Annotated in this window: 27 protein-coding genes and 1 tRNA gene; 13 read left to right on the top strand and 15 right to left on the bottom strand. The window is 71.8% G+C overall.

The annotated features are described in order from the left end of the window. Positions 1-5: 5 nt before the first annotated feature. From ACYVHQ_RS05140 to ACYVHQ_RS05115, 6 genes are all read right to left on the bottom strand, one after another. Entirely contained in the window at positions 6-797 is a 792-nt protein-coding gene (locus tag ACYVHQ_RS05140; protein ID WP_460511061.1) for a crotonase/enoyl-CoA hydratase family protein, read from the bottom strand. Next, entirely contained in the window at positions 794-1,618 is an 825-nt protein-coding gene (locus ACYVHQ_RS05135; protein WP_460511060.1) for an arginase family protein, read from the bottom strand. The genes ACYVHQ_RS05140 and ACYVHQ_RS05135 overlap by 4 nt, the downstream gene beginning before the upstream one ends. Before the next feature lie 4 nt (positions 1,619-1,622). Beyond that, positions 1,623-2,792 carry a DUF418 domain-containing protein gene (locus tag ACYVHQ_RS05130; RefSeq protein ID WP_460511059.1) on the bottom strand — a complete coding sequence of 390 codons (1,170 nt, stop codon included), beginning with the start codon at positions 2,790-2,792 and terminating at the stop codon, positions 1,623-1,625. Beyond that, on the bottom strand, positions 2,789-3,511 hold the full coding sequence (locus ACYVHQ_RS05125; protein ID WP_460511058.1) for a PspA/IM30 family protein: 723 nt from the start codon (positions 3,509-3,511) through the stop codon (positions 2,789-2,791). The genes ACYVHQ_RS05130 and ACYVHQ_RS05125 overlap by 4 nt, the downstream gene beginning before the upstream one ends. Positions 3,512-3,602: 91 nt before the next feature. Continuing rightward, complete coding sequence (locus tag ACYVHQ_RS05120; RefSeq protein WP_460511057.1) at positions 3,603-5,570, bottom strand: TPM domain-containing protein; 1,968 nt, start codon at positions 5,568-5,570, stop codon at positions 3,603-3,605. 100 nt (positions 5,571-5,670) lie between these two features. Beyond that, positions 5,671-6,078, bottom strand: a complete 408-nt coding sequence (locus ACYVHQ_RS05115; protein ID WP_460511056.1) for a sortase — start codon at positions 6,076-6,078, stop codon at positions 5,671-5,673. Positions 6,079-6,130: 52 nt separating this feature from the next. Between ACYVHQ_RS05115 and ACYVHQ_RS05110 the strand changes: the two genes are divergently transcribed. From ACYVHQ_RS05110 to ACYVHQ_RS05100, 3 genes are all read left to right on the top strand, one after another. Beyond that, positions 6,131-7,048, top strand: a complete 918-nt coding sequence (locus ACYVHQ_RS05110; RefSeq protein ID WP_460511055.1) for an EamA family transporter — start codon at positions 6,131-6,133, stop codon at positions 7,046-7,048. 95 nt (positions 7,049-7,143) lie between these two features. Then, on the top strand, positions 7,144-7,359 hold the full coding sequence (locus tag ACYVHQ_RS05105; protein ID WP_460511053.1) for a hypothetical protein: 216 nt from the start codon (positions 7,144-7,146) through the stop codon (positions 7,357-7,359). A 423-nt stretch (positions 7,360-7,782) separates the two neighbouring features. Beyond that, complete coding sequence (locus ACYVHQ_RS05100) at positions 7,783-8,631, top strand: DUF6602 domain-containing protein (RefSeq protein WP_460511052.1); 849 nt, start codon at positions 7,783-7,785, stop codon at positions 8,629-8,631. On the opposite strand, the gene ACYVHQ_RS05095 is transcribed toward ACYVHQ_RS05100, so the two are convergent. The 7 genes from ACYVHQ_RS05095 to ACYVHQ_RS05065 form a co-directional block, all read right to left on the bottom strand. Next, complete coding sequence (locus ACYVHQ_RS05095) at positions 8,628-9,098, bottom strand: hypothetical protein (protein ID WP_460511051.1); 471 nt, start codon at positions 9,096-9,098, stop codon at positions 8,628-8,630. The genes ACYVHQ_RS05100 and ACYVHQ_RS05095 overlap by 4 nt on opposite strands. Positions 9,099-9,103: 5 nt before the next feature. After that, a complete protein-coding gene (locus ACYVHQ_RS05090) occupies positions 9,104-10,234 on the bottom strand; it encodes an ImmA/IrrE family metallo-endopeptidase (RefSeq protein WP_460511050.1) in 1,131 nt (376 codons plus the stop codon). Between the two features lie 325 nt (positions 10,235-10,559). After that, positions 10,560-11,402 (bottom strand): phage major capsid protein, encoded by an 843-nt coding sequence (locus ACYVHQ_RS05085; RefSeq protein WP_460511049.1) that lies wholly within the window; start codon positions 11,400-11,402, stop codon positions 10,560-10,562. A gap of 175 nt (positions 11,403-11,577) precedes the next feature. Then, positions 11,578-12,177, bottom strand: a complete 600-nt coding sequence (locus tag ACYVHQ_RS05080) for a hypothetical protein (protein WP_460511048.1) — start codon at positions 12,175-12,177, stop codon at positions 11,578-11,580. A gap of 35 nt (positions 12,178-12,212) precedes the next feature. Beyond that, positions 12,213-13,040: a hypothetical protein gene (locus ACYVHQ_RS05075; RefSeq protein ID WP_460511047.1), complete on the bottom strand. Its 828-nt coding sequence runs from the start codon at positions 13,038-13,040 to the stop codon at positions 12,213-12,215. Between the two features lie 85 nt (positions 13,041-13,125). After that, positions 13,126-13,419, bottom strand: a complete 294-nt coding sequence (locus ACYVHQ_RS05070) for a hypothetical protein (protein ID WP_460511046.1) — start codon at positions 13,417-13,419, stop codon at positions 13,126-13,128. A 220-nt stretch (positions 13,420-13,639) separates the two neighbouring features. Further along, positions 13,640-14,422, bottom strand: a complete 783-nt coding sequence (locus ACYVHQ_RS05065) for a phage antirepressor KilAC domain-containing protein (RefSeq protein ID WP_460511045.1) — start codon at positions 14,420-14,422, stop codon at positions 13,640-13,642. 439 nt (positions 14,423-14,861) lie between these two features. On the opposite strand from ACYVHQ_RS05065, the gene ACYVHQ_RS05060 reads away from it, so the two are divergent. Then, entirely contained in the window at positions 14,862-15,401 is a 540-nt protein-coding gene (locus ACYVHQ_RS05060; RefSeq protein WP_460511044.1) for a helix-turn-helix domain-containing protein, read from the top strand. A gap of 5 nt (positions 15,402-15,406) precedes the next feature. Next, entirely contained in the window at positions 15,407-16,573 is a 1,167-nt protein-coding gene (locus tag ACYVHQ_RS05055) for a tyrosine-type recombinase/integrase (protein WP_460511043.1), read from the top strand. 15 nt (positions 16,574-16,588) lie between these two features. Here ACYVHQ_RS05055 and ACYVHQ_RS05050 read toward each other — a convergent pair. Next, positions 16,589-16,663, bottom strand: a tRNA-Arg gene (locus ACYVHQ_RS05050). A 116-nt stretch (positions 16,664-16,779) separates the two neighbouring features. On the opposite strand from ACYVHQ_RS05050, the gene ACYVHQ_RS05045 reads away from it, so the two are divergent. Both ACYVHQ_RS05045 and ACYVHQ_RS05040 read left to right on the top strand, forming a co-directional pair. Next, entirely contained in the window at positions 16,780-17,442 is a 663-nt protein-coding gene (locus ACYVHQ_RS05045; protein ID WP_460511042.1) for a pyridoxine/pyridoxamine 5'-phosphate oxidase, read from the top strand. A gap of 129 nt (positions 17,443-17,571) precedes the next feature. Then, positions 17,572-18,342 (top strand): gamma-glutamyl-gamma-aminobutyrate hydrolase family protein, encoded by a 771-nt coding sequence (locus tag ACYVHQ_RS05040; RefSeq protein WP_460511041.1) that lies wholly within the window; start codon positions 17,572-17,574, stop codon positions 18,340-18,342. Here the strand turns inward: ACYVHQ_RS05040 and ACYVHQ_RS05035 are convergent. After that, a complete protein-coding gene (locus ACYVHQ_RS05035) occupies positions 18,339-18,911 on the bottom strand; it encodes a hypothetical protein (protein WP_460511040.1) in 573 nt (190 codons plus the stop codon). The two genes, ACYVHQ_RS05040 and ACYVHQ_RS05035, sit on opposite strands and share 4 nt — an antisense overlap. 62 nt (positions 18,912-18,973) lie before the next feature. Between ACYVHQ_RS05035 and argS the strand changes: the two genes are divergently transcribed. The 6 genes from argS (at position 18,974) to thrB (ending at position 26,278) form a co-directional block, all read left to right on the top strand. Next, the gene (gene argS / locus ACYVHQ_RS05030) at positions 18,974-20,638 is read left to right on the top strand and encodes an arginine--tRNA ligase (protein ID WP_460511039.1); all 1,665 of its coding nucleotides are present in this window, start codon (positions 18,974-18,976) and stop codon (positions 20,636-20,638) included. Next, the gene (locus ACYVHQ_RS05025; protein WP_460511038.1) at positions 20,635-21,432 is read left to right on the top strand and encodes an LmeA family phospholipid-binding protein; all 798 of its coding nucleotides are present in this window, start codon (positions 20,635-20,637) and stop codon (positions 21,430-21,432) included. Before argS ends, ACYVHQ_RS05025 begins: the two co-directional genes overlap by 4 nt. Positions 21,433-21,511: 79 nt before the next feature. Then, positions 21,512-22,951 carry a diaminopimelate decarboxylase gene (lysA, locus tag ACYVHQ_RS05020; RefSeq protein ID WP_460511037.1) on the top strand — a complete coding sequence of 480 codons (1,440 nt, stop codon included), beginning with the start codon at positions 21,512-21,514 and terminating at the stop codon, positions 22,949-22,951. Continuing rightward, positions 22,948-24,264, top strand: coding sequence for a homoserine dehydrogenase (locus ACYVHQ_RS05015; protein WP_460511036.1), 1,317 nt, complete (start codon positions 22,948-22,950; stop codon positions 24,262-24,264). Before lysA ends, ACYVHQ_RS05015 begins: the two co-directional genes overlap by 4 nt. Further along, positions 24,264-25,346, top strand: a complete 1,083-nt coding sequence (gene thrC / locus ACYVHQ_RS05010) for a threonine synthase (RefSeq protein ID WP_460511035.1) — start codon at positions 24,264-24,266, stop codon at positions 25,344-25,346. The genes ACYVHQ_RS05015 and thrC overlap by 1 nt, the downstream gene beginning before the upstream one ends. Continuing rightward, positions 25,346-26,278, top strand: a complete 933-nt coding sequence (gene thrB, locus ACYVHQ_RS05005; protein ID WP_460511034.1) for a homoserine kinase — start codon at positions 25,346-25,348, stop codon at positions 26,276-26,278. The genes thrC and thrB overlap by 1 nt, the downstream gene beginning before the upstream one ends. The last annotated feature ends 174 nt before the right edge of the window (positions 26,279-26,452 follow it).

The following is a 26,452-nucleotide window of genomic DNA, read 5'->3' as shown; positions in this document are numbered from 1 at the left end:
ACCGGTCAGCGACCGGTCCACTCGGGCGCGACGCGGCGCGCGGACGCCTCGGCCCCTCGCCGGGCGTCGCCCGTGGCGAGCAGCCGCACGAGCTCCGGCTGCAGCTGCGCCTCCGCGGCGGCCTCGCCCTCGCGCGCGGCCAGGCGCGCCGAGGCCAGCGTCGCCTGCACCGCGAGCGGCGCCTGTGCCGCGATGCGGTGCGCGAGCTCCGCACCCCGGGCGAGGACCTCGTCGTCGTCCACGACCTCCTGCACGAGGCCGATGCGCAGGGCCTCGTCGGCGCCGAAGCGGTCGCCCGTGAGCAGCCAGCGCATCGCGTCGCCCCAGCCGACCCGCCGGGGCAGCCGCGTCGTCGCCCCGCCGAAGGGGAGGATCCCGCGGGCGACCTCGAGCTGCGCGAAGACCGCCGAGCGCCCCGCGACGACGACGTCGGCGGCCAGGGCGAGCTCCACCCCGAGCGTGAAGCACGTGCCGCGCACGGCCACGACGACGGGCTTCGAGACCGCCGAGCCGTCGACGCGCCAGGGGTCGACGCCGCCGTCGGGCACCACGTCGAGGCCGCTCGCCGTGACGGCGGGGACCACGTCGGCCAGGTCGAGGCCCGCCGTGAAGTGGTCGCCCAGCGCGTGGACGAGCCCCACGCGGAGCCCGGGGTCGCGGTCGAGCTCCCCGTAGGCGAGCGCGAGCTCGCGGAGCATGCGGAGGTCGGCGGCGTTGCGCTTCTCGGGGCGGTCGAGCCCGATGCGCAGGACGTGCCCGTCGCGCTCGACGACCACGCGCCTCCTGTCGTCGCTCATCGCGACAGCGCCCCGACGACGCGGAGGATCGTGCCGAGGTCGTCGCCCGCGGCGTCGGCGTCGACCGGGGCGAAGGCGCAGACCCCCGCGCCGACGAGCGGCCACCGCTCGCGCAGCGCGGCGATCGAGGCCACGAGCACGGCCACGTCGAGGCCGAACGGCTGGGGGTCGAGCAGGCCGCTGAACACCGCGGGGTCGAGCACGTCGAGGTCGACGTGCAGGTAGACCTCCGTCGCACCGGTCGCCTCGACGGCCTCGACCAGCTCGTCGGGCGAGAAGTCGAGCGCCGAGACGGCGGCGACGTCGCGCTGCTCGGCCCAGGCGTCCTCGTCGTCGTCCCAGGACCGCACGCCGGCCAGGACCACCCGTGACGCGGCCACGCCGGGACCGGGGCTCCGCAGCACGTCGGGCAGGTCGTCGCCCGCCTCGTCGACGAGCGCCCGCAGCACGGAGCCCGCGAAGGCCGGCTCCGCGGTGCGCGACGGGTCGCGGAGGGCCGGACGAGCGCCGAACCAGACGAGGGCCGTCGTCGGGGTCGCGGCCCGGCGGACGGCCGCGAGCTCGACGCCGCAGTCGCCGCCGACCACGACCGCGGGGGAGTCCTCCTCGCGCAGGGCCCGGTCGACCTGCTCGGCGATGGTGAGCACGCTCGAGAGCCGGGGCACCCGCGTGCCCAGGGCGTCGCCCGCACCGACGGGCACCTCGACGAGGGTCGTGGCGCGCGAGGGCAGGTCGCCGTGGACGGCGTGGGCCCCGTCGGCGAGCCGCATCGCTCGGGACGAACCGGACCCCTGCCACTGCGGCACCACGACGAACCTCACGTGCTCATCCTCGCACCGACGGAGCCGCGACGACAGGGCCGGGACCGTGACCGCCGTGCGCTCCACCGTCGGGCCCGGGGGCGTCCGGCCCTCCGCCCCACGACCAGGGGCGGCTCAGCCGGCCCACGACGCGCTCGAGCGGACCGCGCCCCAGCCAGCGCTGCCAGAGGGTGGCCGCGAGCAGGGTGAGCACGACCGACGCGACGAGCCAGCCGATCGGCAGCCCGTACGCGCCCCCGGCGAGGCGGTGCAGGACGAACAGCGGCGCCGTGAGCAGGAGGTGCGCGGCGTAGACGGTCAGCGGCTGCGCGCCCGTCGCGGCCAACGGGTGCAGGGTCGTCCGCAGCACCCGCCGCGATCGGCCCGGGGAGCCGTCGAGCAGGCCGAGGAGCACCCCGAGGACGGCGACCGCCACCCCGCCCGAGCCGAGGACCTCGGCCGGGGCGCCCCCGTGGGCGGCGGGGTCGAGCGCGGCGACGTCGGCCGCGCCGGGCAGGGACCGCGCGCCGTAGCCCACGACGGCGGCCAGGACGCCGCCGACGACCAGGACGAGCCGGGTGCGCCCGCGACGCAGGTCGCTGCGCGCGGCCAGGAGGCCGGCACAGAGGAAGGGCAGCCAGACGAGGGCGGGGTAGGCCCCGACGAGCAGGGCGTCCTGTGCCAGGCCGACGCCGCCCGCGGCGACGGCGTCGCCCCGCGCGTCGACGGGCACGAGCGACGCGGCCCAGGGCGCCCCGACGAGGAGGACGGCGCCCACCACGGCCACGACGGCCCGGGGGGCCCGCAGGAGCGGCAGGAGCAGCAGGAACATGACGCCGTAGTAGGGGAGGATCACGAGCACGAACTCGTTCCAGGCCTGCAGGGCGAGGCCGAGCAGCACCAGCAGGGCCGCCCGGAGGGCGATCGACCCGTACAACCGGGGCCACCGTCCCCGCGACGGCGGTCGCGCCCCACCCGTGAGCAGGCCGAGCGACGCGCCCGCGAGCGTCGCGAAGAGGATCGCGCTGCGCCCGTCGAAGAGGCGCTCGTCGAGCACGTCGCGGGGCCACAGGTGGGCGGCGAACATGCCCAGGACGGCGAGGCCGCGCGCGACGTCGACGGCCACCAGGCGCCGGTCGCCCGCAGGAGGCCGCTGGGCCCCCCGCGGACGACCGAGCGGCCCGGCCGTGGTCACCGGTCGAGGGCGCCGTGCTTGAGGGCCGCCAGGCGGGCCTCGACCTCGGTCTGCTGGTCGAGGTCCTCGAGGCCCTGGAACTGCGCGTCGAGCGACGAGGCGGCCAGCTCCTGGCGGCCGATCACCTTGGCCTCCTCGCGACGGACCTTCTCCTCGAAACGGCTGAGCTCGCTCGTGGGGTCGGTGACGTCGATGGCGCCCATGGCGTCGGCGACCTTCGTCTGGGCGTCGGCGGTGCGGGAGCGGGCGACGAGCTCGTTGCGCTTGCCGCGCAGCTGCTCGAGCTTCTGGCGCATGCCGTCGAGTCCCGACTTGAGCTTGTCGACGACCTCGGTCTGGGCGGCGATGGTGGGCTCGGCGGTCCGGGCCTCCTGCTCCGAGGCGATCTGCTTGCCGAGGGCGACGCGGGCGAGGGCGTCGAACTTGTCGGCGTCCGTGGCGTTGCCGGCGGTGCGCAGCTCGTCCGCCTTGCGGCTCGCGGCGAGGGCCTTGCGCTCCCAGTCGGCAGCCGCGGCGACGTCCTCGGCGTGGTCCTGCTCCAGCAGGCGCAGGTTGCCGATCGTGGTCGCGACGGCGCTCTCGGCCTCGGCGATGCTCGACGTGTAGTCGCGCACCATCTGGTCGAGCATCTTCTCGGGGTCCTCGGCCTGGTCGAGCAGGGCGTTGACGTTCGCCTTGGCGAGCTGGGCGACGCGTCCGAAGATCGACTGCTTGGTCATGGTGGTCCTTCCGTCGGGGGTCGTGCTGGTCGTCGAGTGGTCGTGGTGGGCGGGTGCGGATCGGGCTGTGCGTCGGGGTCGCGGGGCAGGCCTAGAACCGGCCGCCGCCGGAGCTGAAGCCGCCGCCCCCGCCGCCCCCTCCGCCGAAGCCGCCCCCTCCGCCGAAGCCGCCCCCTCCGCCGAAGCCGCCGCCGCGGCCGCCGCCGTTGAGGAGGCCGCCGATGACGAGCCCGGTCACGATGCCGCCGAGGTCGGCGCCGGCCGAGCCGCGGCCGTAGCCGGGTCGCCCGAAGGGCCCGACCTGCTGGTAGGCGCCGACCTGCGCCTCGGCCTCGGCCGCGGCCCGATCGGCCAGCTCGTTGGCCTGGTGCGCCTCGATGAGGGCGTGGTCGAGGTCCTCCGGGGCGAGGGCGAGGGCGGCACGGAGGTGGCGCTCGGCCTCCGACAGGCGCGTGCGCGGCTCCGGGCCGAGGCCGCCACGTCGGGTGTCGACGAAGTCGCGGGCGGCCTCGATCTTCGCCCGCGCCGAGAGGAGGGCCTGGTCGAGCGCGGCCCGGGCCCGACGGCGGCGCTCCTCGGCGTCGCGCACGCGGGCGAGGGCCTCGTCGATGCGCGTGTTGGCCCGTTCCAGCTGCGTGAGCACGGCGAGCGGGTCGTCGTGCTGCGTCTCGGCGAGGGCGACGGCCGCACGGGCCGTGGCGACGGAACCCGCGACGTCGACGCCCTCGGGGACGGAGGCGGGCGGCAGGGATCCCGCCCGGGCCATGTCGCCGCGGAGCTCGGCGGCGAGGGCGGCGATGGTCGAGCCGGCGGTGCGGAGCCGCTCGGCCTGGCCCTCGACGGCCCTCAGCAGCTGGTCGACCTGGGCGAGGGCGTGGCGCGCGGCCTTGATGCCGTCGACGGCCTCCGCGCGTCGATCGGCGGCGAGGTGCGCCTCGATCTGCTCGTGCGCCTCGTCGGCGTACTCGAGCAGGCGCTCGGACTGGTCGAGGTTGCCGGCGACGGTCCGCACGGCGGCGGCCGAGTAGGTCGCGGTGAGCGAGCCCAGGAGGCTCGTCGCGCGTTCCAGGGACCGGCGCCGGCCCGCGATCTCGCCCGGGAGCGCCCGGGCGTCACGCCCGGCGGACTCCTCGGCGCGGCGCATGGCGTCGAAGGCCTCGGACTGCTCGTCGACGGTCGCGCCGGCGGCCTCGCAGAGCTCGATGATCTCGTCGACCCAGCGGCGGCGGTCCTCGGGGGTGTCGGGCACCTCGTCGTCGAGGGCCTGCTGCCGCTCGAAAGCCTGCCGGGCCTGCTCGCGTGCGCCGACGAGGGCCTCGGCGAAGGGCCGCACGACCTCCTCGCCGAACTGCGCCGACGCGAAGCCGAGCTCTTGCTGCCCGGTCGTGAGCTCGTCGTCGAGGCGCACGAGCAGGGCGCCGGCCTGCGCCGCGCGGGCGTCGAGCTCGGCGCGCTCGGCGTCCTCGCGACGGCGCCGACGGCGCGTGCGCACCGCGAGCACGGTCACGACGGCGACCACGGCCAGCAGCGCGAGCACGAGCGCGGCCCAGAGCAGCCAGCTGAGGTCGGCCGGGGCCGTCTCGTCGCGGATCCCGTCGGAGAGCGCGAGCGCCGCCCCGGCCCAGTCGGACGAGCTGAGCTCGGGCACGACCACGTCGGTCTCGAGCCGTTCCCGTTCGGCGACGCTGATCGGGCCCGCCTGGTCGCTGGAGAGGGCGTAGAGCCGGTCGTCGACCGCGACGGAGAGGAGCACGTCGCTCGTGCCGAGCTGGTTGAGCTCGGCGGTGGCCTTCGCCCAGGCCGACCGGTCGGCCGGGTCGGTGAACGAGTCGACGTAGACGACGTAGAGGCCCGTGCCGTCGGCCCGGAGGTCCTGCAGCGAGGCCGAGACCTCGCGCTCCTCGGCGTCCGAGAGCACGCCGGCCCGGTCGACGACGTACGCGCCCTCTAGCGCGACCGGCGCGGTCGCGGAGGCCGCCGTCGCGCCTCCTGCCCCTGCCAGCAGCCCCGCGGTCACCGCGACGGCCGTCGCCAGACCCCTCCTCGACCTCGACCGCACGGTGCTCCCCTCGTCCTTGCCGCGGAGTCTATCCACGGCGCTCGGGCGGGAGGCCGGAGCGGGGGACGGCGGCCCGCGTCGGGCGCGGGGGGAGGGACGCTCAGCCGGCGAAGAGCAGGGCGATGCTCGCGAGGGCGCACGCGCCGCCCACGACGAGCAGGGCCGCGCCGGCGGCGCGCAGCGCCCTGCCGTCGTCCGCCGGGGAGTCGGTCCGGGCGCGCCAGGGGCGGTCGGGGTGGAACCACAGCGGCACGTCGGTCTCGACGGGCGTGGAGACCGGCCAGCCGTGCAGCTCGGCCTCGTGCAGCTCGCCCTCGTGGTCCCGGTAGCGGACGACGGCGCAGCGGGCCCAGGCAGGGGGGTCGATGACGACCGCGACCGTGTCGACCTGGTGCGCGCCCCGCGCCCGCAGCGCGAGCCCGACGAGCAGCAGGGGCGTGCCGGTGACGAACCCGAACCAGCCGAACAGCTCGACGATGGTCGCGAGGGCGGCGAGACGGTCGGGCACGGACCGATGCTAACGGCCTCCTAGACTCGGCAGCGGACCGAGGAGGACGACGTTGAGCACGCCACCGACCGGCCCCCGCCCCGCGGGCGCCCGGGCGCCCCTGGTCCTGCCCGCCCCGCTGGTGGCCGTCGCGGCCATCGTGTCGGTGCAGTTCGGCAGCGCCCTCGCGCGGACGCACTTCGACGAGGTGGGGGCGACGGGCGCCGCCGCGCTCCGCCTCGCGTTCGGGGCGGCCCTCCTGCTCGCCGTGTTCCGGCCCCGCGTGCGGTCCTGGTCGGCGCGGACCTGGTCCGGCGTGGTCGTGCTCGGCCTGGCGCTCGCGGGCATGAACTCGCTCATCTACCTGGCGATCGACCAGGTGCCGCTGGGCGTGGCCGTGACGCTCGAGTTCCTGGGGCCGCTCACGGTCGCCCTCGTGCAGACGCGGCGCTGGGTGGACGCGGCCTGGGCGCTGCTCGCGTTCGCCGGCGTGCTCGTGCTGGGCCTCGACCCGAGCGGCGCGCTGCCCCTGGCGGGCGTGCTGCTGGCGCTCGGCGCCGGCGCCTTCTGGGCCCTCTACATCGTGGCCAACGCGGCGCTCGGTCGCACCGGGTCGCCCCTGCAGGGGCTCAGCGCGTCGATGGCGGTGGCGGCGCTCGTCGTGGTGCCGTTCGGGGCGGCCGACGCGGTCGCGGCGGCCCGGGTCGATCCCGCGGTGCTCGGCGTCTTCGCCGTCGTCGCGCTGCTCACGTCGGCCCTGCCCTACGCGCTCGAGAACGTCGCCCTGCGCCGGCTCGCCACCCGGGTCTTCGGCGTGCTCTCCAGCCTCGGGCCCGCCGTGGCCGCCCTCGCGGGGCTCGTCGTCCTCGGTCAAGGGCTCGGAGCGCGCGAGGTCGTCGCCCTCGTGCTCGTGACGGCCGCGAGCGTCGGGGTCACCGTCGGTGCGGGGCGGGCGGCGCGCCGGCTCCCGGTCGACCCGCCGGGTGCGTGATCCGGACGACCCGGCGGGCGTGTACCCCGAGAGCGGGGTACGGTGCAGGACACGGCGCACGGACGCGTCGGAGCGCTGCAGCAAGGAGGAACACCATGGGTGCTGTTCTGGAACGGACGTCGCGGGCCGAGGTCGTCCCGCTGGGCGAGGGGTACCACCGCGTGTCGACCCCGACGGCGGGGGTCATCGGCTTCGTGCGCGAGGCCGAGGGCCGGTTCGAGGTGCTCCGCGGGAGGTCGCGGTCGGCGACCAGGGCCGAGGGTGCGTACCGCACGCTCGACGTCGCGGTCATCGCGCTGACGTACTCCTGAGCCCGGCGTCGTCGCGACGACGTCCGAGCACGAAGAAGGCCCCGCCTCGGCGGGGCCTTCTTCGTCGTGCCCCCAGAAGGATTCGAACCTTCGCCCCTGCCTCCGGAGGGCCATCTATTGTCCATGTCAACGGCGGCTCTGGCCTACATGCCTGTCAAGTTGCGGAATTGAGGTCCTTGGGCTCACGGACGGTACTGAGAGAAGCGCTTCAGTTGTGGGCAGGATGTGGGCAAGCCGTAGCTGCACTCCGCCGGTATGCGCGTCCTGGGAACACTGGTGGTTGTCGCGACCGACTTAGACCAAGCCGGGGCATCAACTCCAGACTGCGCCTGGTGACTCCAGCCTGCGCCTGGCAACGCTAGGGTGCTCGGCAACCGGGTCTGGCTGTCAAGCTGGCATCGAAGGAAGTCGAGGTAGTCCACGTTGGATTCACTGGAGCGCTACTGGACGGGCATAGGGCAGTGGCTAGCCCTGCAAGCCGACGCCTTCAATTCGCCCATAAGCCACATGGGGGAAAAGGGGCGCGCTAACGAACTCACCGTGGGAGAGTTCTTCGGGAAACTCTTGCCGCAGGGTCTAGCTATAGGCGGGGGGGTAATAATATCTCCCTCCGGTGGGCAGTCTCGTCAGTGCGACATCATTGTCCACGAAGTTTCCGAACACCCTCAGCTATTTGCTCAAACAGCGCAGTTTATCTACCCAGTCGATACGGTAGTGCTGACTGTTGAAGTGAAGACAACTCTGGATAAGGCTGAAGTTGTCGCAATTGGAAAAAACACTGCTTCCGTACGGTCCATGGAGCGGGCTGTGAATCCACATGTCCATCCCGTCACCGCCGTCTTTGCATTCGCTACATCAGCGACTACGTCGACGACGCTGGGATGGTTCAAGGGGTTACCAGTTGATCAGCGACCGGACCTGGTTTGTCTTGTTAGCCCTGGCGTCGTTATGAGGAAAGACGGCGAGAGGTTTTCGGCTCACGCTGTGCTTCTTCACGCACTAGACGCAGGTGGTAGGCCGGTACCGGGAAATTGGGTGCCTTCAGGCCCAAGTCAATTTACGGTCCGGAACGGTGCAAGTAACCCGTCGGCAAGGGTTAAGACAAGTACTTCAAATGAATGGTTGGCTCACGAACCCGGGCGGGCTCTATTGTTGTTCACCGTTGATCTTCTTGGGCAGTTGGGGGAGAGGGGTCTCACTAAAACAAAGTGGTGGGAATCTTATCTAAATAGTACTGCCCAAGAGACGGTTGAAGTTATCTTTGTGGACTAAAGGCTGTATTTTGTGATGAATTCATTTACGCGCATTGAACCCATTCCAAGCTGCTGAGCTGCGCTAGCGATGGACGAGCGATAAGGCAAGTCCAGAACGTCTTCCGTGACCACGGTAACTGGGTCTTGGGCGTGGAAGTGCAGTGCATAACCCAGGAGTTCGACTTGAGGCTGTTCTTCATCGTCGCTTAAGTCGTCCAGTATGGCGGGACAAATGGCGAGCACGTCCGCCTGTCTAGCGTGAGGTACAGATTTGACCGACAGCGACGCGTGGGTAGGGCCGGCCCAGGTCGCGGCGACGTTTACTTCATCAAAGTCTCTGCAACCGCTTGGCACGCACGGTGGAAATCCGAGTTGCCCTTGCGCACTAAGGGTAAACATGAAATCGAGCACCCGAAGCGTTCGTGGGGCGTCGTTATGGCAATATTCTTCAATTTCGAGCAAGCTGCTCGAGTCGACGACGTACACAGGGGTTACCGCACGCCGGAAGTGAGCTGCCACAGACTGCCGAGCTGCTTAGCATTCGAACGTAAAAGACGACCCGCCTCTAGTTCGCTCAATCTGTCGTCTACCACGGCGTCGCGCAGCGCGCGGACGTAACCTGAGCCGAATTCTTCTTGACGAAGGACGGGTGTACTGCGGTCAATGCCAGGAACGGGGGCCGGCGGATCCTGTTCTAAGATCGCATTTTTTCTAACGTAATCCGGAAGGGTCGATCCGGCTCTTCCGATTTCCTGGAGTCGAATGGCTATTGCAAGCCAACTTGCATGGAAGTAGTTAGACGCTAGACGAACTGGTTCTAGGTTCGTTTCGGTGACGTAGGTGAAATTTCTCTTGTCCAGGTAGGCCTTGAATTCCTGTGCAGGCATAAGGAACTCGGTCGCTACCTGATTGCACCACCGCTCGGCTTTCGTATCGTCGTAATAACATGAGCGGCCCCCTGTTCCGCTTCCTAGATGGGCCATCTCATGAATCAGGGTGAAGGATCGTAAGGCTGCGCCCTTGTAGTCCCGGTTTACAAAGATAAGCGGTACTTCGCCGCTGAGAGAAAAGCCTCGAAAGCTTTTCTGGCCAGCGCCCTGCAGTAAAACGACAACGCCAAGGTTCTCGATGCGCTCGCGCAGGCCGCGGAAGACGGCGGACTTTGAAGTCATCTGCCGTTGGATTTGAAGATTCCAGCCCAGGCTTTGCCGGAGACGTTTCGCGTAGGAAGCGGGCGTCTCCTGGGCGAGGCGGCGCGGGATACCAGCGCTCACCCTCGCATCGTCAAGTGCCCAGTACGCAACGTCCTGAACTCGCTTAGCCGTCCTTATCGCTGCTGATTCCTTTTCCGGCTCAGGCACTTCCTCATGAAGCGACTTTCGAAACCGGGCAGAAACGGGTGCGCTCTCTGGAGGTGCCGGGAGCATGAAGAATTGGAAGGAGCGACCGAGACGGCGCGCTAGCTGGCGAACTTGGCCTGTGTTGGGCTTGGCCTCCCCGGATATCCAGGACTCGTAGATTGCCCAGTCCACCCCGCACGCTGCTGCGGCGTCTTCATCGGTGATGCGGGCCTCTTCGACAGCCCAGCGAAGAACTTCCGGATTGATCGGTACGTCGGCCACGTTCGAAGCATATGCGGAGCATCTGTCAGGTGTGGTGAAGCCACGCGCGTCACTTCCCCAGACCCGCGCGCACTGCGAAAGGCAGAACGCGAAGCGGTCAGACGTGGACCCCTGGGGGGAGGGTGGCCCCGCCCCCCTCGCCGTGTCCTGTGCAGGGCTGCGGCCGGTCGGGCGTGTCGGTTGCCGCTCGGCGTGGTGCTGCGTGTCGTGGTGGGTGTGCCGGGCGTCCTCCCCATGTCCAGCGGTCCCAGACGCCCGGCACGGCGGGGTGCAGCCTGTTGCCTGCTGCGGCTTTCCCGGAGCCGCCCCGGTCAGTGGGCTGCTGCTAGGCGGCAGCCTTGATCTTCACGACGGCCTTGGTCTGAACGAACCCGAAGGCGACGCGGGCGATCGCGCGGATGGCGGTCTGGTCGGTGGTGAAGAACGCGGACTTGTCGACGTCGACTGAGACGTCCTCGCGGAGGACGGAGAAGGCGCGTCCGTCGGGGATGCCCCATGCGGTGCCGGCGACAACGTAGGGCGAGACGAGCAACGGGACGCCGAGCACGTTGCGCTCGATGCCGTTGGTCGCTCCGGTGCCGAACAACGGCATGTTGCTGCCCGTGCCGGCGGTGAGCTTTGCCAGAGCTCGGGCGGTGGCGGGGTCGACGACCCAGGCGCGGAGGCTGACTCCGAGCGCCTCTGCCTCGGCCAGACCGTCGATGTAGGCGCTGAGGCCGGCAGTCGGGTCAGCGGTGATGGCGGTCGCCTTGCCCCCCAGTGCCTCGAGTCCGTTGGGCTGCACGGAGCCATTGGCGGGGGCGGGGCCGAAGAAGGCTCCGTCGATCTTGCGGGCGATGTCGCGGGCGAGGCCGTCGCCGATGGTGGTTGCGGCTTCGGGGCTAGTGTCGTTGGCGAGCTCGTTGGAGATGACGGAGAGCCCGGCGACCTTGCGCGGGACGACGGCGACCTCGTCGGCGACGGCTTCGCTGGTGGGAATCTCGTCCCCCTCGGCCACCCAGGCGGCCTGGGGGTCTTCGGTGATGACGGGGAGCCGGTAGGTGTGGCCGGCGGTGGTGATGACGGTGCTCACGGCGAGGGCGAGGGAAGCGGCCTGCAGGGGCTCGATGATGAGCGGGCCGGCCTCGGTGATGCCGGTGAACGATCGGAGGGTGCTGCTGTTGACCATGGGGAAGCTCCAGAGAGAGGGCGGGGCGCTGACGTCTCGCGCGGCACTGCCTGCTGCGAGTGGTGCCCTCTGGGCTTCTGCCTAGTCGAGGGAGCCGCGGGCTGCCTTCTCGACCGAACGCCCCCAGTCTACCGCGCCCGAAGGGGCCGGGAGGCCGGGGGCGAGCAGGCCGCGACTAGGCGTCGTTGCTGAGTGCCTGTGCCCAGGGCGTGGTGGCGGCGGACACGTCCGGGTTGCGCTGGCCCTGAGCGTGCAGCTCAGCCATCAGCGACCGGGGAGGTCCTGCCGGCAGGGGCGGGCGTGTGAGGTACTCGCGGGTCGTGGTCGCCTGGGTGAGTTGCTCAGCGAGGGCGGCGCGGTCGAGGTTGCCCTCGTCGTCGAAGAGGTCGGCGACGTCGACGCCCAGGACGCCCCAGAGGTCCTCGGGGTTATGCAAGGTGCGCACTTCGTCACCCTCGCCGGTGGCGCGGAGGTCCTGGGCGTTGGCGAGGAGCGTCTCGACGACCTGGCGGCGGCTCAGGGCGAGCTGTCCCGTGAGCGCGTCGCGCTCAGCCTCGGCCTCGCGGAGCTGCCGCCGGTAGTGCGCGGCCTCGGATGAGGGGTTCCGGCGTCGGTCGCCGTCGCCGTCTTGAGCGGCGTCGTCGTGCCCGGCCGGCTGGGCGACCGTGCGTGGCTCACCCGACGCGGGAGGGGCGGGCACACCCGCAATGGGTGCGCTGGCCTCCGTCAACGCCGGCGTCTGCGCGGTGCGATCGCCTGTGGGGGTCGTGGTCATGCTGGGTCCTTTCGTGAGCGGAGGCGGAGTGGCGTTCACGCCACGGCCTCGCGGGGGTGGGGGTCTTGGTGGCGCTCGACGCGAGCGCCCGGCTGCATCCACGCGTTCGGGTCCCTCGCCGGGCCGGCCGCCGGCAAGGACGGACCTCCGGCCTCGGGAGTGCCTGGGAGCGGGTCCTCCCAGCGCTCCCCGTTGAGCCAAGGCGTGAGGCCCGGGATGAATCTCGCTTCGGTGTGGTGACGGTGCTCCTCGGCGTGCCGCGTGATGGCGGCGACGAGGTCGTCCTCGTGTCCGCGGAAGCCGCGAAGGGCGATGGCGAACTTCTGTCGAGCTGTCTTCTTGCCAGTCTTCTTAGGCCAGGCCGACCACGCCTGCTCGAACAGGACGTCGGCGTCGAGACTTGCGCTCGCGCGCGTTCCTTCTCCTAAGTCCTTGCCTGTCCTGTCCTGTCCTATCCTGTGCGGTCCCCGGGACACGTCCCGGGGACTGCCCCCGGGGACTGTCCCCGAAGACATGTCGACGTGGTCCTCCTCGAGCGCGTCTTCCTCGTGGTCCTCGCCTGCCTCTTCCGCTCGGCGACGAGCGCGCTGCCTCGCCTTCTTCTCAGCAGCCACTTTTCGTGCTCGCTGAGCTCGAGCGATCTGGTCGGACGAGGTCTGCTCGTCCTCCCAGCCGACGACTCGCCAGCCCCGGTCGTGAGGCTCGAGGAGCCCATGGCGTACGAGCGCGTCGAGGCAGGCGGGGTCGGTGCGCGGCACCAGATCGACGTCGTCTCGCTCGAGGAGGCCGTCCGTCCGGTTCGACACCGCCCAGAGCTCGATCATGACGAGCGACCGGAACTCGGCGTCGGTGAGCTTGAGCACGCGTCTGTCTGCGAGCCAGCGCTCCGGCACGCGTAGGTCGGTCACGGGTGCGTGTCCGCGGGGACAGCCCCTGGACAGGGCATCGTCACGAGGGGTAGCCGTCGCCTTCGGGGTGGGAGAAGAGACGGCCGGGCTCGAGCTGCTCGGCGGCGTCGGCCGCGCGGACCAGCCTGGCGGCCAGCTCGCGGGCCTCGGCGGGGGTGAAGTTGCTGACGTTCTCGCTGGCGGTCCCGACTCGCCAGAGGTAGACGATGCCCTGGTCGGTGTCGGCGGGGTTCCTGACAGGGCCGACGGCGTAGGCGTCGCTGGTCAGAGGGGCCCAGAGGGTCTCGGAGGTCTGGTCGGGCTGCTCGTGCTGGCGGCGGTTCGTGTCGGACATGGCTACTCGTTTCGCTGGTTGCGGAGGTCGGTGGGCGAGACGTGTGCTCGACCTTGAGGGGTGGGGCTTCTCATGAGCGCGATCTGTTCCCGGATCGGGGCGTGAGCCTCCGCGACGATCTGTTCCATCTCGGTCACCGTCACGAGACGGCTGGCCTGCGCGAGGCGTCGAGCCTCGGCGCGGCGAGTCGACGCCATCACAGGCCCCGGCCCTCGCCCGATCATCGGGCGACCTGCGCGTCGGTGCGGGCGGGCGACAGCATTGCCTGCAAGCGCTCCAGACCGCGGGGTGTAATGCGCACTTGGGGTGAGTCGACCACCATGTGCCCGTCGCGGGGGTGGCGGTGCGACTGTGCCTTCTCGACAAGCCATCCCGCGGTCACGGCCTGTTGCTTCGCCCGCCACGCGCGGTCACCGCCTCGGAACGTCCATCCAAGGTCTGCGAGCCTCTCGAAGAGGCGCTGACGCCCCAGGGCGTGACCGTCATTCGCGAGCATCTTGGCGGCGTCGCCGACCTCAAGCGACCCCTCGCCACTGACGATGGCGTCCCACGCAGCTGCGCGTGGCGTCATCTCCGCGAGTAGCTCGGCGGCCATGACGGCGGCCCTGGCGATGGTTCGCTCCGGAGGTTCTTCGACCGTGTAGCGGCCGGTCCGCCGGATGCTGGGCAGGACGTCGCGCACCACCCATCGACGGAAATCCCGCGCAGCAGGGACGCGGCTCGTGAGGATCAGCTCATAGAGGCCGGCCTCGTTCAAGACGCGAGTGCGTTGCGCGCGGCCGAGAGCGTCGATGACGTCGGTAGTACCGACCCCATCCTCGTCGAGTCGACCAATGGCGTCGCGGTGGTTTCCGAGACCAAGCGCCCGAGCGACGTCGACCGCGACGAACACTGGTTCGCCGCTCACGTCTAGGACGCGCACGACGGAGTCGCCGAACGCGAAGAGAGCTGGGGGTGCCGGTACGGCTGGCGTGGTGGCCGGCACGGGTGCAATCATGGTCATGAGTGGCCTTCCTGATAGTCGGTTCTGCTCGTCGCCCTCGCTCGGTGCTCCAACACCGGCGAGGGCATTTCTTTTCGTCACGAGGCGCGTGCAGTGCTCGTCTGGACGCTCGCCTCGAGCCACGCCTCTACATCGCTGCGGCGGTAGAGCACCTTGCGAGGCGTGGGCTTGAGGAACTGCGGGCCCGTGCCCCTGAAACGCAACTGAGCGAGTAGGGGCTCGGTGATGCCGGGAGCCAACTTCGTGACGTCCTTCGGCGTGAGGTACTCAGGCATATGTCTTCCCGTCTGACAGATCGTTGCCCCGGCGGGGCAAATTCATCTCACGCTGACGGTACCTGTCAATCCAAGACGTCTCTACAGCGCGGGAAATAGTCTCAGCAGTGCATCAGCTTGTCTGTATTGCTGACAAACCGGCTAAACTGCCCTAGCATGACGCGGTGAGTGAAAAAGCAAGCGACGGTATCGGCGAGCGTCTTAAGGCCGCGCGCAAGGCGGCAGGGCTGAGCGCTCGTGAGCTCAGCGAAAAGCTTGGGGGCCAGTTGTCGCGAGGGGTGATTGCGAACATCGAGTCGGGTGCACGGCGCGATCTGACGGTTGACGAGCTCATTGCGCTTTCATGGGCCCTCGACGTGCCCCCTGCTGCGCTCGCGCTTCCTTACGACGAGCCCTACAAGACGGTGTCCGTCATTGCAGGGCCGGGTGCTTCAGAAGACGTCATTGCCGGCGAGCTACTCGCGTGGTTCACGAACCCTGATAGGCCGGCGGCCAAGGTCACGGGTGCGGGGGCCCTCATGCGCGAGCGGGTCCGACGCGCTATGCAACTGCTCCAAGCGGTCTCTGCCTTGGCGCAAGCAGAGGCGAGACCGGATGGCTGGTTCTTTGGTCAGCACGTTCACGATTTGGAGCTCGATCGGGATCAAGCCGTGTACGAGGCCGAACGTGTGGGCATCAAGTTGGCCAAGCCGGACCTGGAGTAGCTGGTATGGGGAGCATCAGTCGTTACAAGACGGCCGCTGGTGATCGCTGGCGCGTTCGCTATCGCAAACCAGACAGATCGCAGACGGACAAGCGCGGGTTTAGGACTAAGCGCGAGGCGGAGCTTTTCGCAGCAACTGTGACTGTGGACACAGCCACGGGCCGCTACGTCGATCCGTCGAGGTCGCGCGTCCTCGTTGCCGAGTGGTTGGCGAGCTGGCTGGAGGGCCGCTCGGACCTCACGCCTACATCACGCGAACGGACGCTCGGCATCGTTCGCATGCACATCGTACCGGCGCTGGGCGAGCGCTCCCTGGCTGACCTCACACACGGCCAGGTCCAGGCCTGGGCCGGCGGCTTGTCTTCGTCGCAGGGGCCGTCCAGCGTCCGCAAGATCGTCAACACGCTGAGCGGGGCGCTCGAGGTCGCCGTGCGGGACGGGCGACTCGCGAACAACCCGGCCCATGGCCTCAAGCTGCCGAAAGTCGGACTCGCGCGAAAGACCTACCTGACGCACGCGCAAGTCGCAGACCTGGCGGCGGCGACGGACGCGAAGCTTCCCGGGGCCGGCTACGGGACGCTAGTTCGAGTGCTCGCTTACTGCGGGCTTCGTTGGTCAGAGCTGTCGGGGCTCCGAGTCGGCGATCTTGACGCCGCGCGTGGGCGCCTAGAGGTTCAACACACGGTGACCGAGTCCGGGGGAGTGCAACACGAGGGGGTCCCGAAGAGCCACGAGGCGCGCTCGGTACCCGTGCCGGCGTCCATCCTCCGCGAGCTCATGGTCCTAGCGGTTGATCGCCCGCCTCAGGCACCGCTCTTCACCAGCAGTCGCTCGCGCGGGTGGTTACGGAACCGGGTCTTCCGGCGAGGGGCTTTCGACGCAGCGGCTATCGAGGTTGGCCTCGAGGGCTTGACCCCGCACGAGCTGCGACACACTGCCGCGTCCCTGGCAATCAGCGTCGGCGCGAACGTGAAAGCCGTTCAAAGGATGCTTGGTCATGCTTCCGCGGCTGTCACCCTCGACGTCTACGCGGACCTGTTCGATGACGACCTAGACACGGTTTCGGACGCCCTCGATCAGGCCATGTTGCCCGCAGTTGTGGGCAAAAAATGGGCAGGACCAAAAAAAGTCGGCCGACCTGGTGGAAGTCGACCGACCGAAAATATCGCCTGAACTGCGGTTTTTGCGTGGTGCCCCCAGAAGGATTCGAACCTTCGCCCCTGCCTCCGGAGGGCAGTGCTCTATCCCCTGAGCTATGGGGGCCCTGGGACTCGTCCAGGGTAGCAGCCCGGGCACGTGCGTCCCGACACGGCACGGCTCGCACGCCCCGGAGCGCAGGAGGCGGGCGTCGCGCCCGTCCCGGGGCCAGGCTCGGGTGCATGACCCAGCCCGACGCCTCCTTCCGCGACCTGGCGCACCGTGCGCGCCGACCCGAGCCCGACGTGGCCGCGCTGACCGTGGACCAGGCCCCCCGCGAGCCGTTCCGGCTCTTCCACGACTGGTTCGCCGACGCCGTCGACGCGGGCGTGGCCCAGCCCCAGGCCGCCGTCCTCTCCACCGTGTCGACCGGGGGAGGTGCGGCCGGTCGCGTCGTGCTGCTCAAGGACGTCGACGACGCCTTCTCCTTCAGCACCTCGGCGGAGAGCCCCAAGGGCCACGACGTCGCGGGGGAGCCCCGCGTCGCCCTGACCCTCTTCTGGCCCGACCGCGGTCGGCAGGTGCGCGTGGTCGGGGAGGTCGAGCCGAGCGACCGGCCCGTCGCCGAGCAGGACTTCCGGCACCGCCACCCCGAGACGCGGGCCGCTGCCGTCGCGGTCCGGCAGAGCGACCCGGTCCCCGCCGACGACGAGCTCGCCACCCGCCTCGACGAGGCCCGCGCGTCGCTCGAGGCCGATCCCGACCTCGTGCCCGACGACTGGCGGGTGCTCCGCGTGGTGCCGACGTCGGTCGAGTTCTGGCAGGGGACCACCGGACGCGACCAGGTGCGCGTGTCGTACCGCCGGGAGGGCGAGGGCTGGAGCCGCACGGCGCTCTGGCCCTGATCCGGTGCGGGGCCCGCGGTGCTCCGGCCGCGCGGCGGCACCCGGGCCGGCGGCGGCACCCGGGCCCGTCGGCGTCACGCGGCGTCACGGTCGTGCCGACCCGGGCGGGCCTCCGGCAGGCTGGACGACGTGACCAGCAGCCCCGCTCCGCGCCTCGCCGTCGTCGAGGTGACCCGCAGCCGTCCGCACGCCCCCGGGTACCACGCGTACGTCGACGGCATGAACGCGCGCCTGCTCGAGGCCGTGCTCCGTCGCGGCTGGGACGCCGAGCGGCTGGCCGCGGGCGACCTGGGCCGCGCCGCCCTGCTGCGGCGGGCCGACACCGCCGACGCCGTGGTCGTGATGGGCGGGGAGGACCTCTCGCCGGCGCTCTGGGGCGGGCCCGCCGACCACCCGCACGAGGGCCGGCACCACGACGTCGCCGACGAGGCGCAGCTCGCCCTCGTCGAGCGCGCGCTCCGACGGGGCACGCCGCTCCTCGGCATCTGCCGCGGGCACCAGCTGCTCGCGGTCGCCACGGGCGGCACCCTCGTGCCCCACCTGGACGACGCCGGGGGCGAGGTCCGGCACCGGACCGCGGGCGCGCCTCCTGAGCGCCTCATGCACCGGCACCCCGTCGACCTCGTCGCGGGCAGCCGCCTGCGCGCCGCCCTGGGCGCGCGGCCCGGGGTGCAGAGCGCCCACCACCAGGCCGTCGACCTCGTCGGCCCCGACCTCGAGGTGGTCGGCCGCGCGGCCGACGGCGTCGTCGAGGCCGTCGAGCACCGGTGGGCGCCCGCCGTGGGCGTGCAGTGGCACCCCGAGGACCGCCGGGCGCCCTCCGGGCAGCTCGGGGCCGTCCTCGACCTCGTCGCGCCGCGCTCCGCGACCCTCGCCCGTCGCTCCCGGCTCGCGGCCTAGGGGCGGTCGGCGGTCAGCGTCGCCAGCGCCGCCGCGACGACGGGCTCGGCGTCGCCCGGCTCCACGAAGGACCCGCTCGTCGCCACGACCCACCACGGCTGCGCGACCGCCTCGGCCGTGCCCGGGCCCTCCGCCCGGTCGAAGTAGCCCTCGACGCCGTAGGTGGGCACCGCGGTGCTCGTCGTCACGAGGCGGTTCGCCACGCGGTCGAGGCTGGCGCCGTCGAGCTCGGCCACCGCGACCGTGATCTCCACGCCCCCGTCGGCCACGTAGCGGCACACGGTGCCGTCGAGGTCGCCGACCAGGGCGACGTCGGGGCGCGCGTCGGCCCCGTCGCCCGCGTCCGGCGCCGGCTCGAGCCCGGGCCAGAGCGGCAGCACGTCGTCGGCCGCGACGAGCGTGGCGCAGGGCACGTCGAGGGGCGTCGAGGCGAGCTCGGGCGTCGCGGGCGCGGACGGCGCCGACGAGCCGTCGGGGGAGCCCGACGAGCACCCCGCCAGCACGAGCACCGCGACGGCGGCGACGACGGCACGGGCCGTGGGAGCGGACGTCAGGAGGCGCGGGGTCATCCCGCCATGATGGCGGACCCGCCCGCGGCCCCGCCGGGTGCCAGCCGGTAGGATCGTCGCTCGTGACCCCCGCTGAACTCTCGTCGTCCCTGCTCGCCGTCGTCCAGGGCGTCCTCGAGCGACGCGGCGTCGAGGGCGACGTCACGGTCGCCCCGGCGGACGTCGTCCTCGAGCGTCCCCGCAACCGCGATCACGGCGACTGGGCCTCCAACGTCGCCATGAAGTTCGCCAAGCGCGTCGGCGTGCCCCCGCGCGAGCTGGCCACCGAGATCGCGGGCGACCTCGCCGAGACCGACGGCGTCGCCGCGGTCGACGTCGCGGGCCCCGGCTTCATCAACGTGACCCTCGACGCCGCCGCCGCGGGCCTCCTGGCGAAGACGATCGTCGAGCAGGGCGAGGCCTTCGGGCACGGCGACGCCTACGCGGGCGTCACGATCGACCTCGAGTTCGTCAGCGCCAACCCGACGGGCCCGATCCACATGGGCGGCGTCCGCTGGGCGGCCGTCGGCGACAGCCTCGCCCGCGTGTTCCAGGCCCAGGGCGCCCTCGTCACCCGCGAGTACTACTTCAACGACCACGGCGGTCAGATCGACCGCTTCTCCCGCAGCCTCCTGGCCCGCGCCCTCGGCGAGCCGACGCCGGAGGACGGCTACGGCGGGCAGTACATCACCGAGATCGCCGACCGCGTGCTCGCCGCCGCCGGCGTCGACGTGCTCGCCCTGCCGCGCGACGAGGCACAGGAGGCCTTCCGGTCGTACGGCGTCGACTTCATGTTCGACGACATCAAGAGCTCGCTGCACGACTTCGGCGTCGACTTCGACGTGTACTTCCACGAGAACTCGCTGCACGAGTCGCGCGCGGTCGAACGGGCCGTCGCCCGCCTCCGCGAGCTCGGCCACGTCTACGAGGCCGAGGGCGCCACGTGGCTGCGCACGACGGAGTTCGGCGACGACCGCGACCGCGTCGTCGTGAAGAGCGACGGCGAGGCGGCCTACATCGCGGGCGACCTCGCCTACTACCTCGACAAGCGCGAGCGCGGCTTCGAGCGCAACCTGATCATGCTCGGCGCCGACCACCACGGCTACGTCGGCCGCATGATGGCCATGTGCGCCGCCTTCGGCGACGAGCCGGGCGTCAACCTCGAGATCCTCATCGGACAGATGGTCAACCTCCTGCGCGACGGCGAGCCCGTCCGCATGTCCAAGCGCGCCGGCACCGTCGTCACCATGGAGGACCTCGTCGACGCGGTCGGCGTCGACGCCGGTCGCTACGCGCTCGTGCGCAGCCCCGCCAACAGCTCCATCGACATCGACCTCGACCTCTGGACGCGGCGCACGAACGACAACCCCGTCTTCTACGTGCAGTACGCCCACGCGCGCACGCGGTCCGTGGCGCGCAACGCCGAGGCCTCGGGCGTCACGCGCGAGGCGTTCGACGCCGGCCTGCTCGTCGAGCCCAGCGAGAGCGCGCTGCTCGGGGCGCTCGCCGAGTACCCGCGGGTGCTCGCCCAGGCCGCCGAGCTGCGCGAGCCGCACCGCGTCGCCCGCTACGTCGAGGAGCTCGCCGGCACGTACCACCGCTGGTACGACACCTGCCGTGTGACGCCCCTGGGCGACGAGCCGGTCACGGACCTCCACCGCACCCGCCTGTGGCTCAACGACGCTGCCGGCCAGGTCGTCCGCAACGGGCTCGGGCTGCTCGGCGTCGCCGCCCCCGACCGGATGTGACCGCCGTGCACGGCGACGGCGGGGACGACTTCTTCACGGCGCGCGACGTCCCGCGCCGTCGCCGCAGCGGCCCCGCCAAGCTGCTCGTCGTGCTGCTGGGCCTCGTCGTCGTCCTCGGCCTCCTCCTGGTCGCGGCCGAGCTCGTCCTCCGCCCGGTCGCCGAGGCACGGGCCGCGTCCGAGCTCGAGCAGGCGCTCCCGTCCACGGCCACCGGCGGGGTCGACGTCGACATCCACGGCTGGTCGCTCCTCCTGCAGGCGCTGCGCGGCTCCGTCGACGACGTGACCGTGACGGGCGACGACCTCGAGCTGTCGGGCGTGCCGATCGGGCTCCGGGTCGACCTCACCGACGTCCCCGTCGACGGGCAGGGCACGACGGGACCGAGCACGGGCAGCCTCACGGTCGACCAGGAGTCCGTGAACGCGCTGCAGGCCGTCCAGGACACGGGCGGCTCCCTGACGCTGGGCAGCGCGAGCGTCACCTACGACCGCTCGTTCGAGGTTCCGCTGCTCGGCGAGGTGCCGGTCAGGGTCGAGGGGCGACCCGACCTGTCGAGCGACGGCCGCACGCTCACGCTGACGCCGACCGCCGCCTCCGTGCCCGGTTCCGGGCTCCAGATCGACGAGCCGCGGGTGCTGGGCACGTTCGCCTTCGACGTCTGCGTGGCGCAGTACCTGCCCGAGCAGCTGCAGCTCACCGACGTCGTCGTCGAGCCGTCGACGCTGACGCTCGACCTGCGCAGCGACGGCCTGCCGCTGTCCTCCGAGGCGTTCTCGTCGCGCGGCCGTTGCTGACCCCTCGTCACACGGCGCACCGCGTCGGTCGGCCTCGGTAAGCTCGGGGGGTCCCGCCGTCCCCGTCCCCGAGGAGATCGTGTCCCCGAACCCCCTGGCCCCGGACTGGCTCGTCGAGCCGGCCGACGCCGACGCGCTCGATCCCGCCGTCTGGTCGCGCACCGCGCGGCGCCGCCCCGACGGGGCCGTCGAGATCGGCGGCGTCGACGTGCACGAGCTCGCCCGCCGCTTCGGCACGCCGCTCTACGTGACCGACGAGCACGACGTGCGCGAGCGCGCCGCCGAGGCCAGGGCTGCGTTCGACCGCGAGCTCGGTCGCGTGGGCACGACGGCCAAGGTGTACTACGCCGCCAAGGCGTTCCTGTCGGTCGAGGTCGCGCGATGGGTGGCCGCCGCGGGCCTGCACCTCGACATCTGCACGAGCGGTGAGTTCGCCGTCGGGCACGCCGCGGGGGTCGACCCGGCGCGCATGGGGTTCCACGGCAACAACAAGTCGCTCGCCGAGATCGACCGCACGGTGGCCGCGGGCATCGGCTCGATCGTCGTCGACAACCCCCTCGAGGTCGAGCGGGTCGCCGACGCCGCCGAGCGCCACGGCCGCGTGCAGGCCGTCCGGGTGCGCGTCAACAGCGGCGTGCACGCCTCCACGCACGACTACCTCGCCACGGCGCGCGAGGACCAGAAGTTCGGCATCCCCCTGGCCGACACCGCCGACGTGGTCGCCGAGATCCGTCGCCGTCCGTCGCTGCGGTTCCTCGGCCTGCACAGCCACATCGGCTCGCAGATCTTCGGCGCCGACGGCTTCGTCGAGGCCGCGCGCCGCCTGCTCGGCGTGCACGCGGCCCTGCTGGCCGACGGGCCCGTCCCCGAGCTCAACCTGGGCGGCGGCTTCGGCATCGCCTACACGAGCGCCGACGACGCCCCGCCGCTCGCCGACCTGGCCCGCGAGCTCGCCGACATCGTCGCGGGGGAGTGCGCCCGCCTGGGCGTGCCCGTCCCGGTCGTCGCCGTCGAGCCCGGGCGCGTCATCGTCGGACCAGGCACGACCACGCTCTACACCGTCGGCACCCTGAAGGACGTCACGGTGACCGACGACGCCACGGGCACGACGGCCGTCCGCCGCTACGTGAGCGTCGACGGGGGCATGAGCGACAACGCGCGCACGGCCCTCTACGGCGCCGACTACTCGGTCCGACGCGTCGGTCGCACCTCCGACGCCGAGCCCGTGCTCGTCCGCGTCGCGGGCAAGCACTGCGAGAGCGGCGACGTCGTCGTGCTCGCCGACTACCTCCCCGCCGACGTCGAGCCGGGCGACCTGCTCGGCGTCCCCGCCACGGGCGCCTACTGCTGGAGCCTCTCGAGCAACTACAACCACGTCGGCCGGCCCGCCGTGGTCGCGGTCGCCGACGGCGAGGCGCGCGTCCTCGTGCGCGGCGAGACCGAGGCCGATCTGCTCGCCCGCGACGCCGGGCTCGACCCCGAGCGCCACGACCCCACCCCGACGAACGGACCATCATGATCGAGTACCGCAACGTGAGGGTCGCCCTGCTGGGGGCGGGCAGCGTCGGGTCGCAGGTCGCGCGCCTCCTGCTCGAGCAGGGCGACGACCTCGCGGGGCGCGCCGGAGCCGGTCTCGAGCTCATCGGCATCGGGGTCCGCGACGTCGACGCCCCGCGCGACGTCGACCTGCCGCGCGAGCTCTTCACGACCGACGTCGAGCAGCTCATCGTGGGGGCCGACATCGTCGTCGAGCTCATCGGTGGCATCGAGCCCGCGCGCAGCCACGTGCTCGCCGCCCTCGGCAGCGGGGCCGACGTCGTCACCGGCAACAAGGCGCTCCTGGCCAGCCACGGTCCCGAGCTCTTCGCCGCCGCCGAGCAGGTCGGCGCGCAGATCTACTACGAGGCGGCGGTCGCCGGGGCGATCCCCATCATCCGGCCGTTGCGCGACAGCTTGGCCGGCGATCGCATCCGCCGCATCATGGGCATCGTCAACGGCACGACGAACTACGTGCTCGACCGCATGGACCGTGAGGGCGACAGCTTCGAGGGCGCCTTGGCCGCCGCGACCGAGCTGGGCTACGCCGAGGCCGACCCGACCGCCGACGTCGAGGGCTACGACGCCGCGCAGAAGGCCGCCATCCTGGCGAGCCTCGCGTTCCACACGGCCGTGCCGCTCGACGCCGTGCACCGCGAGGGCATCACGGGCGTCACGCACGACCAGGTCGTGGCCGCGCGCGGCGCCGGCTACGTCGTCAAGATCCTCGCCATCTGCGAACGCCTCGTCGACGACGACGGCGTCGAGGGCGTCAGCGCGCGCGTCTACCCGGCGCTCGTGCCCGAGGCGCACCCGCTCGCCTCCGTGCACGGGGCCAAGAACGCGGTCTTCGTCGAGGCCGAGGCCGCGGGCGACCTCATGTTCTACGGTGCGGGCGCGGGCGGCGTCGAGACGGCCTCGGCCGTGCTCGGCGACCTGGTCAGCGCCGCACGACGGCACGTGGTCGGCGGTCCGGGCGTCGCCGAGTCGACCCGGTCGGCGCTCCGCGTGCTGCCCATCGGCCACGTGACGACGCGCTACCAGATCACGCTCGACGTGGCCGACCAGCCCGGCGTCCTGGCCGAGGTGGCGGGCGTCCTCGCCCGGCACGGCGTGAGCGTGCAGACGGTCGAGCAGTCGACGGGCACCGGCCCGGTCGACGGCACGGCCACCGCTACCCTGATCATCGGCACCCACCGTGCCCGCGAGGCCGACCTCGCGGCGACGGTCGAGGCGTTGGGCAACACCGCGGTCGTGAACACCGTCACGAGCGTCCTGAGAGTCGAAGGAGCCTGATGGCACACCAGTGGCAGGGAGTCCTGCGCGAGTACGCCGACCGTCTCGACGTCACCGAGGCCACCCCGATCGTCACGCTCGGCGAGGGCGGGACGCCGCTCGTCGAGGCGCGCGCGCTGTCCGCGCGCACGGGTGCGAGGGTCTTCGTGAAGTACGAGGGCATCAACCCGACGGGCTCGTTCAAGGACCGCGGCATGACCATGGCCATCTCGAAGGCCGTCGAGCACGGTGCGAAGGCCGTGATCTGCGCCTCGACCGGCAACACCTCCGCCTCCGCGGCCGCGTACGCGGCGCACGCGGGCATCACCGCCGCCGTGCTCGTGCCCGAGGGCAAGATCGCCATGGGCAAGCTCAGCCAGGCCGTCGCCCACGACGGACAGCTGCTGCAGATCCAGGGCAACTTCGACGACTGCCTCGACATCGCGCGCGACCTCGCCGCGAACTACCCCGTGCACCTCGTCAACTCGGTGAACAACGACCGCATCGAGGGGCAGAAGACCGCCGCGTTCGAGGTCGTCGACGTGCTCGGCGACGCTCCCGACTTCCACTTCGTGCCCGTCGGCAACGCCGGCAACTACACGGCGTACACGCGCGGGTACCGCGAGGACGTCGAGGCGGGCCGCGCGACGAAGCTGCCGCGGATGTTCGGCTTCCAGGCCGCGGGATCCGCGCCCATCGTCGCCGGCGAGGTGGTCAAGCACCCCGAGACCGTGGCCAGCGCCATCCGCATCGGCAACCCGGCCTCCTGGCAGCTCGCCCTCGAGGCCCGCGACCTGACGCAGGGCTGGTTCGGCGCCATCGACGACACCGCGATCCTCGCCGCCCAGAAGCTCCTCGCGGCCGAGGTCGGCATCTTCGTCGAGCCCGCCAGCGCCATCAGCGTCGCCGGCCTGCTCGAGCGGGCCGACGCGGGCGTCGTCCCCGCGGGAGCGACGGTCGTGCTCACGGTCACGGGCCACGGCCTGAAGGACCCGCAGTGGGCGCTCCGCAACGCCGACGGCAGCGACGTCCAGCCGACGGTCGTGCCGAGCGACACGTCGCAGGTGGCCGAGGTCCTCGGGCTCGCCCCGACCACCGCCTGATGACCGGCGGCGGTCCGGGCCGGGTCCTCGTCAAGGTCCCGGCGACCTCGGCGAACCTCGGCCCGGGCTTCGACACCCTCGGCCTCGCCCTCTCGCTCTACGACGAGCTCGACGTCGAGGCCCGGCCCGGTGCAGGCGTCGAGGTCCACGTCGAGGGCGTGGGTGCGGGGGAGGTCCCGACCGACGCGTCCAACCTCGTCGTGCGGTCCATCGTCGCGACCTTCGAGGCCGTCGGGCAGCCGGTGCCGGGGCTCGTGCTCCGGGCCCGCAACTCGATCCCGCACGGCCGCGGCCTGGGATCGTCGGCCGCGGCCATCGTCTCCGGCGTGATGGCCGCGAAGGGCCTGCTCGAGGGCGTCGTCGACCTCGACGCGGACGCCCTCCTCGCGGTGGCGACCGACCTCGAGGGGCATCCCGACAACGTCGCCCCCGCGCTCTTCGGCGGCCTCACGATCGCCTGGATGCACGGCGGCCGCCCTTCCTCGAAGCGCCTGCTCGTCCACCGCGGCGTCGCGCCCGTCGTCTTCGTGCCCGAGTCGACCCTGTCGACCAAGCTCGCCCGCAGCCTCCAGCCGGCATCGGTCCCGCACGAGGACGCCACCTTCAACGTGTCCCGGTCCGCGCTCCTCGTCGCCGCGCTTGTCCAGAGCCCCGAGCTGCTGCACGCCGCGACCGAGGACCGCCTGCACCAGAGCTACCGTGCGAGCGCCATGCCCGAGACCGACGCCCTGATCCGCGTCCTCCGCGACGCGGGACTCGCCGCGGTGGTCTCGGGCGCCGGGCCGTCCCTCCTGGTGCTCGGCAGCGACCCGGGTCAGCGCCTCTTCGCCGCCGACCTGGTCCGTGAGCACGCCCTCTCGACGTGGCGTCCCCTCATGACGGCCGTCGACCTCCGGGGTGCTACAGTGGTGCCGCACCCGGCCGTGACCTGAGATCACGCGGGTCCTCAGCAGTCCCACGGTCGGGCCCTCGGTCCGACGGGCACGTGAGGTCCCGGAGCCCCGGTCCCCGGGTGATCCCGTCCTGCACATCTCGCAGTGTCCGTCCGCCGCTCTGGCAGCCGTGCACAGCACCTCCTCAGATCCACCGCCGCACCCGTGCGAGCG

It is taken from the genome of Frigoribacterium salinisoli, assembly GCF_054781095.1.
This window is presented reverse-complemented; position numbering and strand designations above follow the sequence as displayed.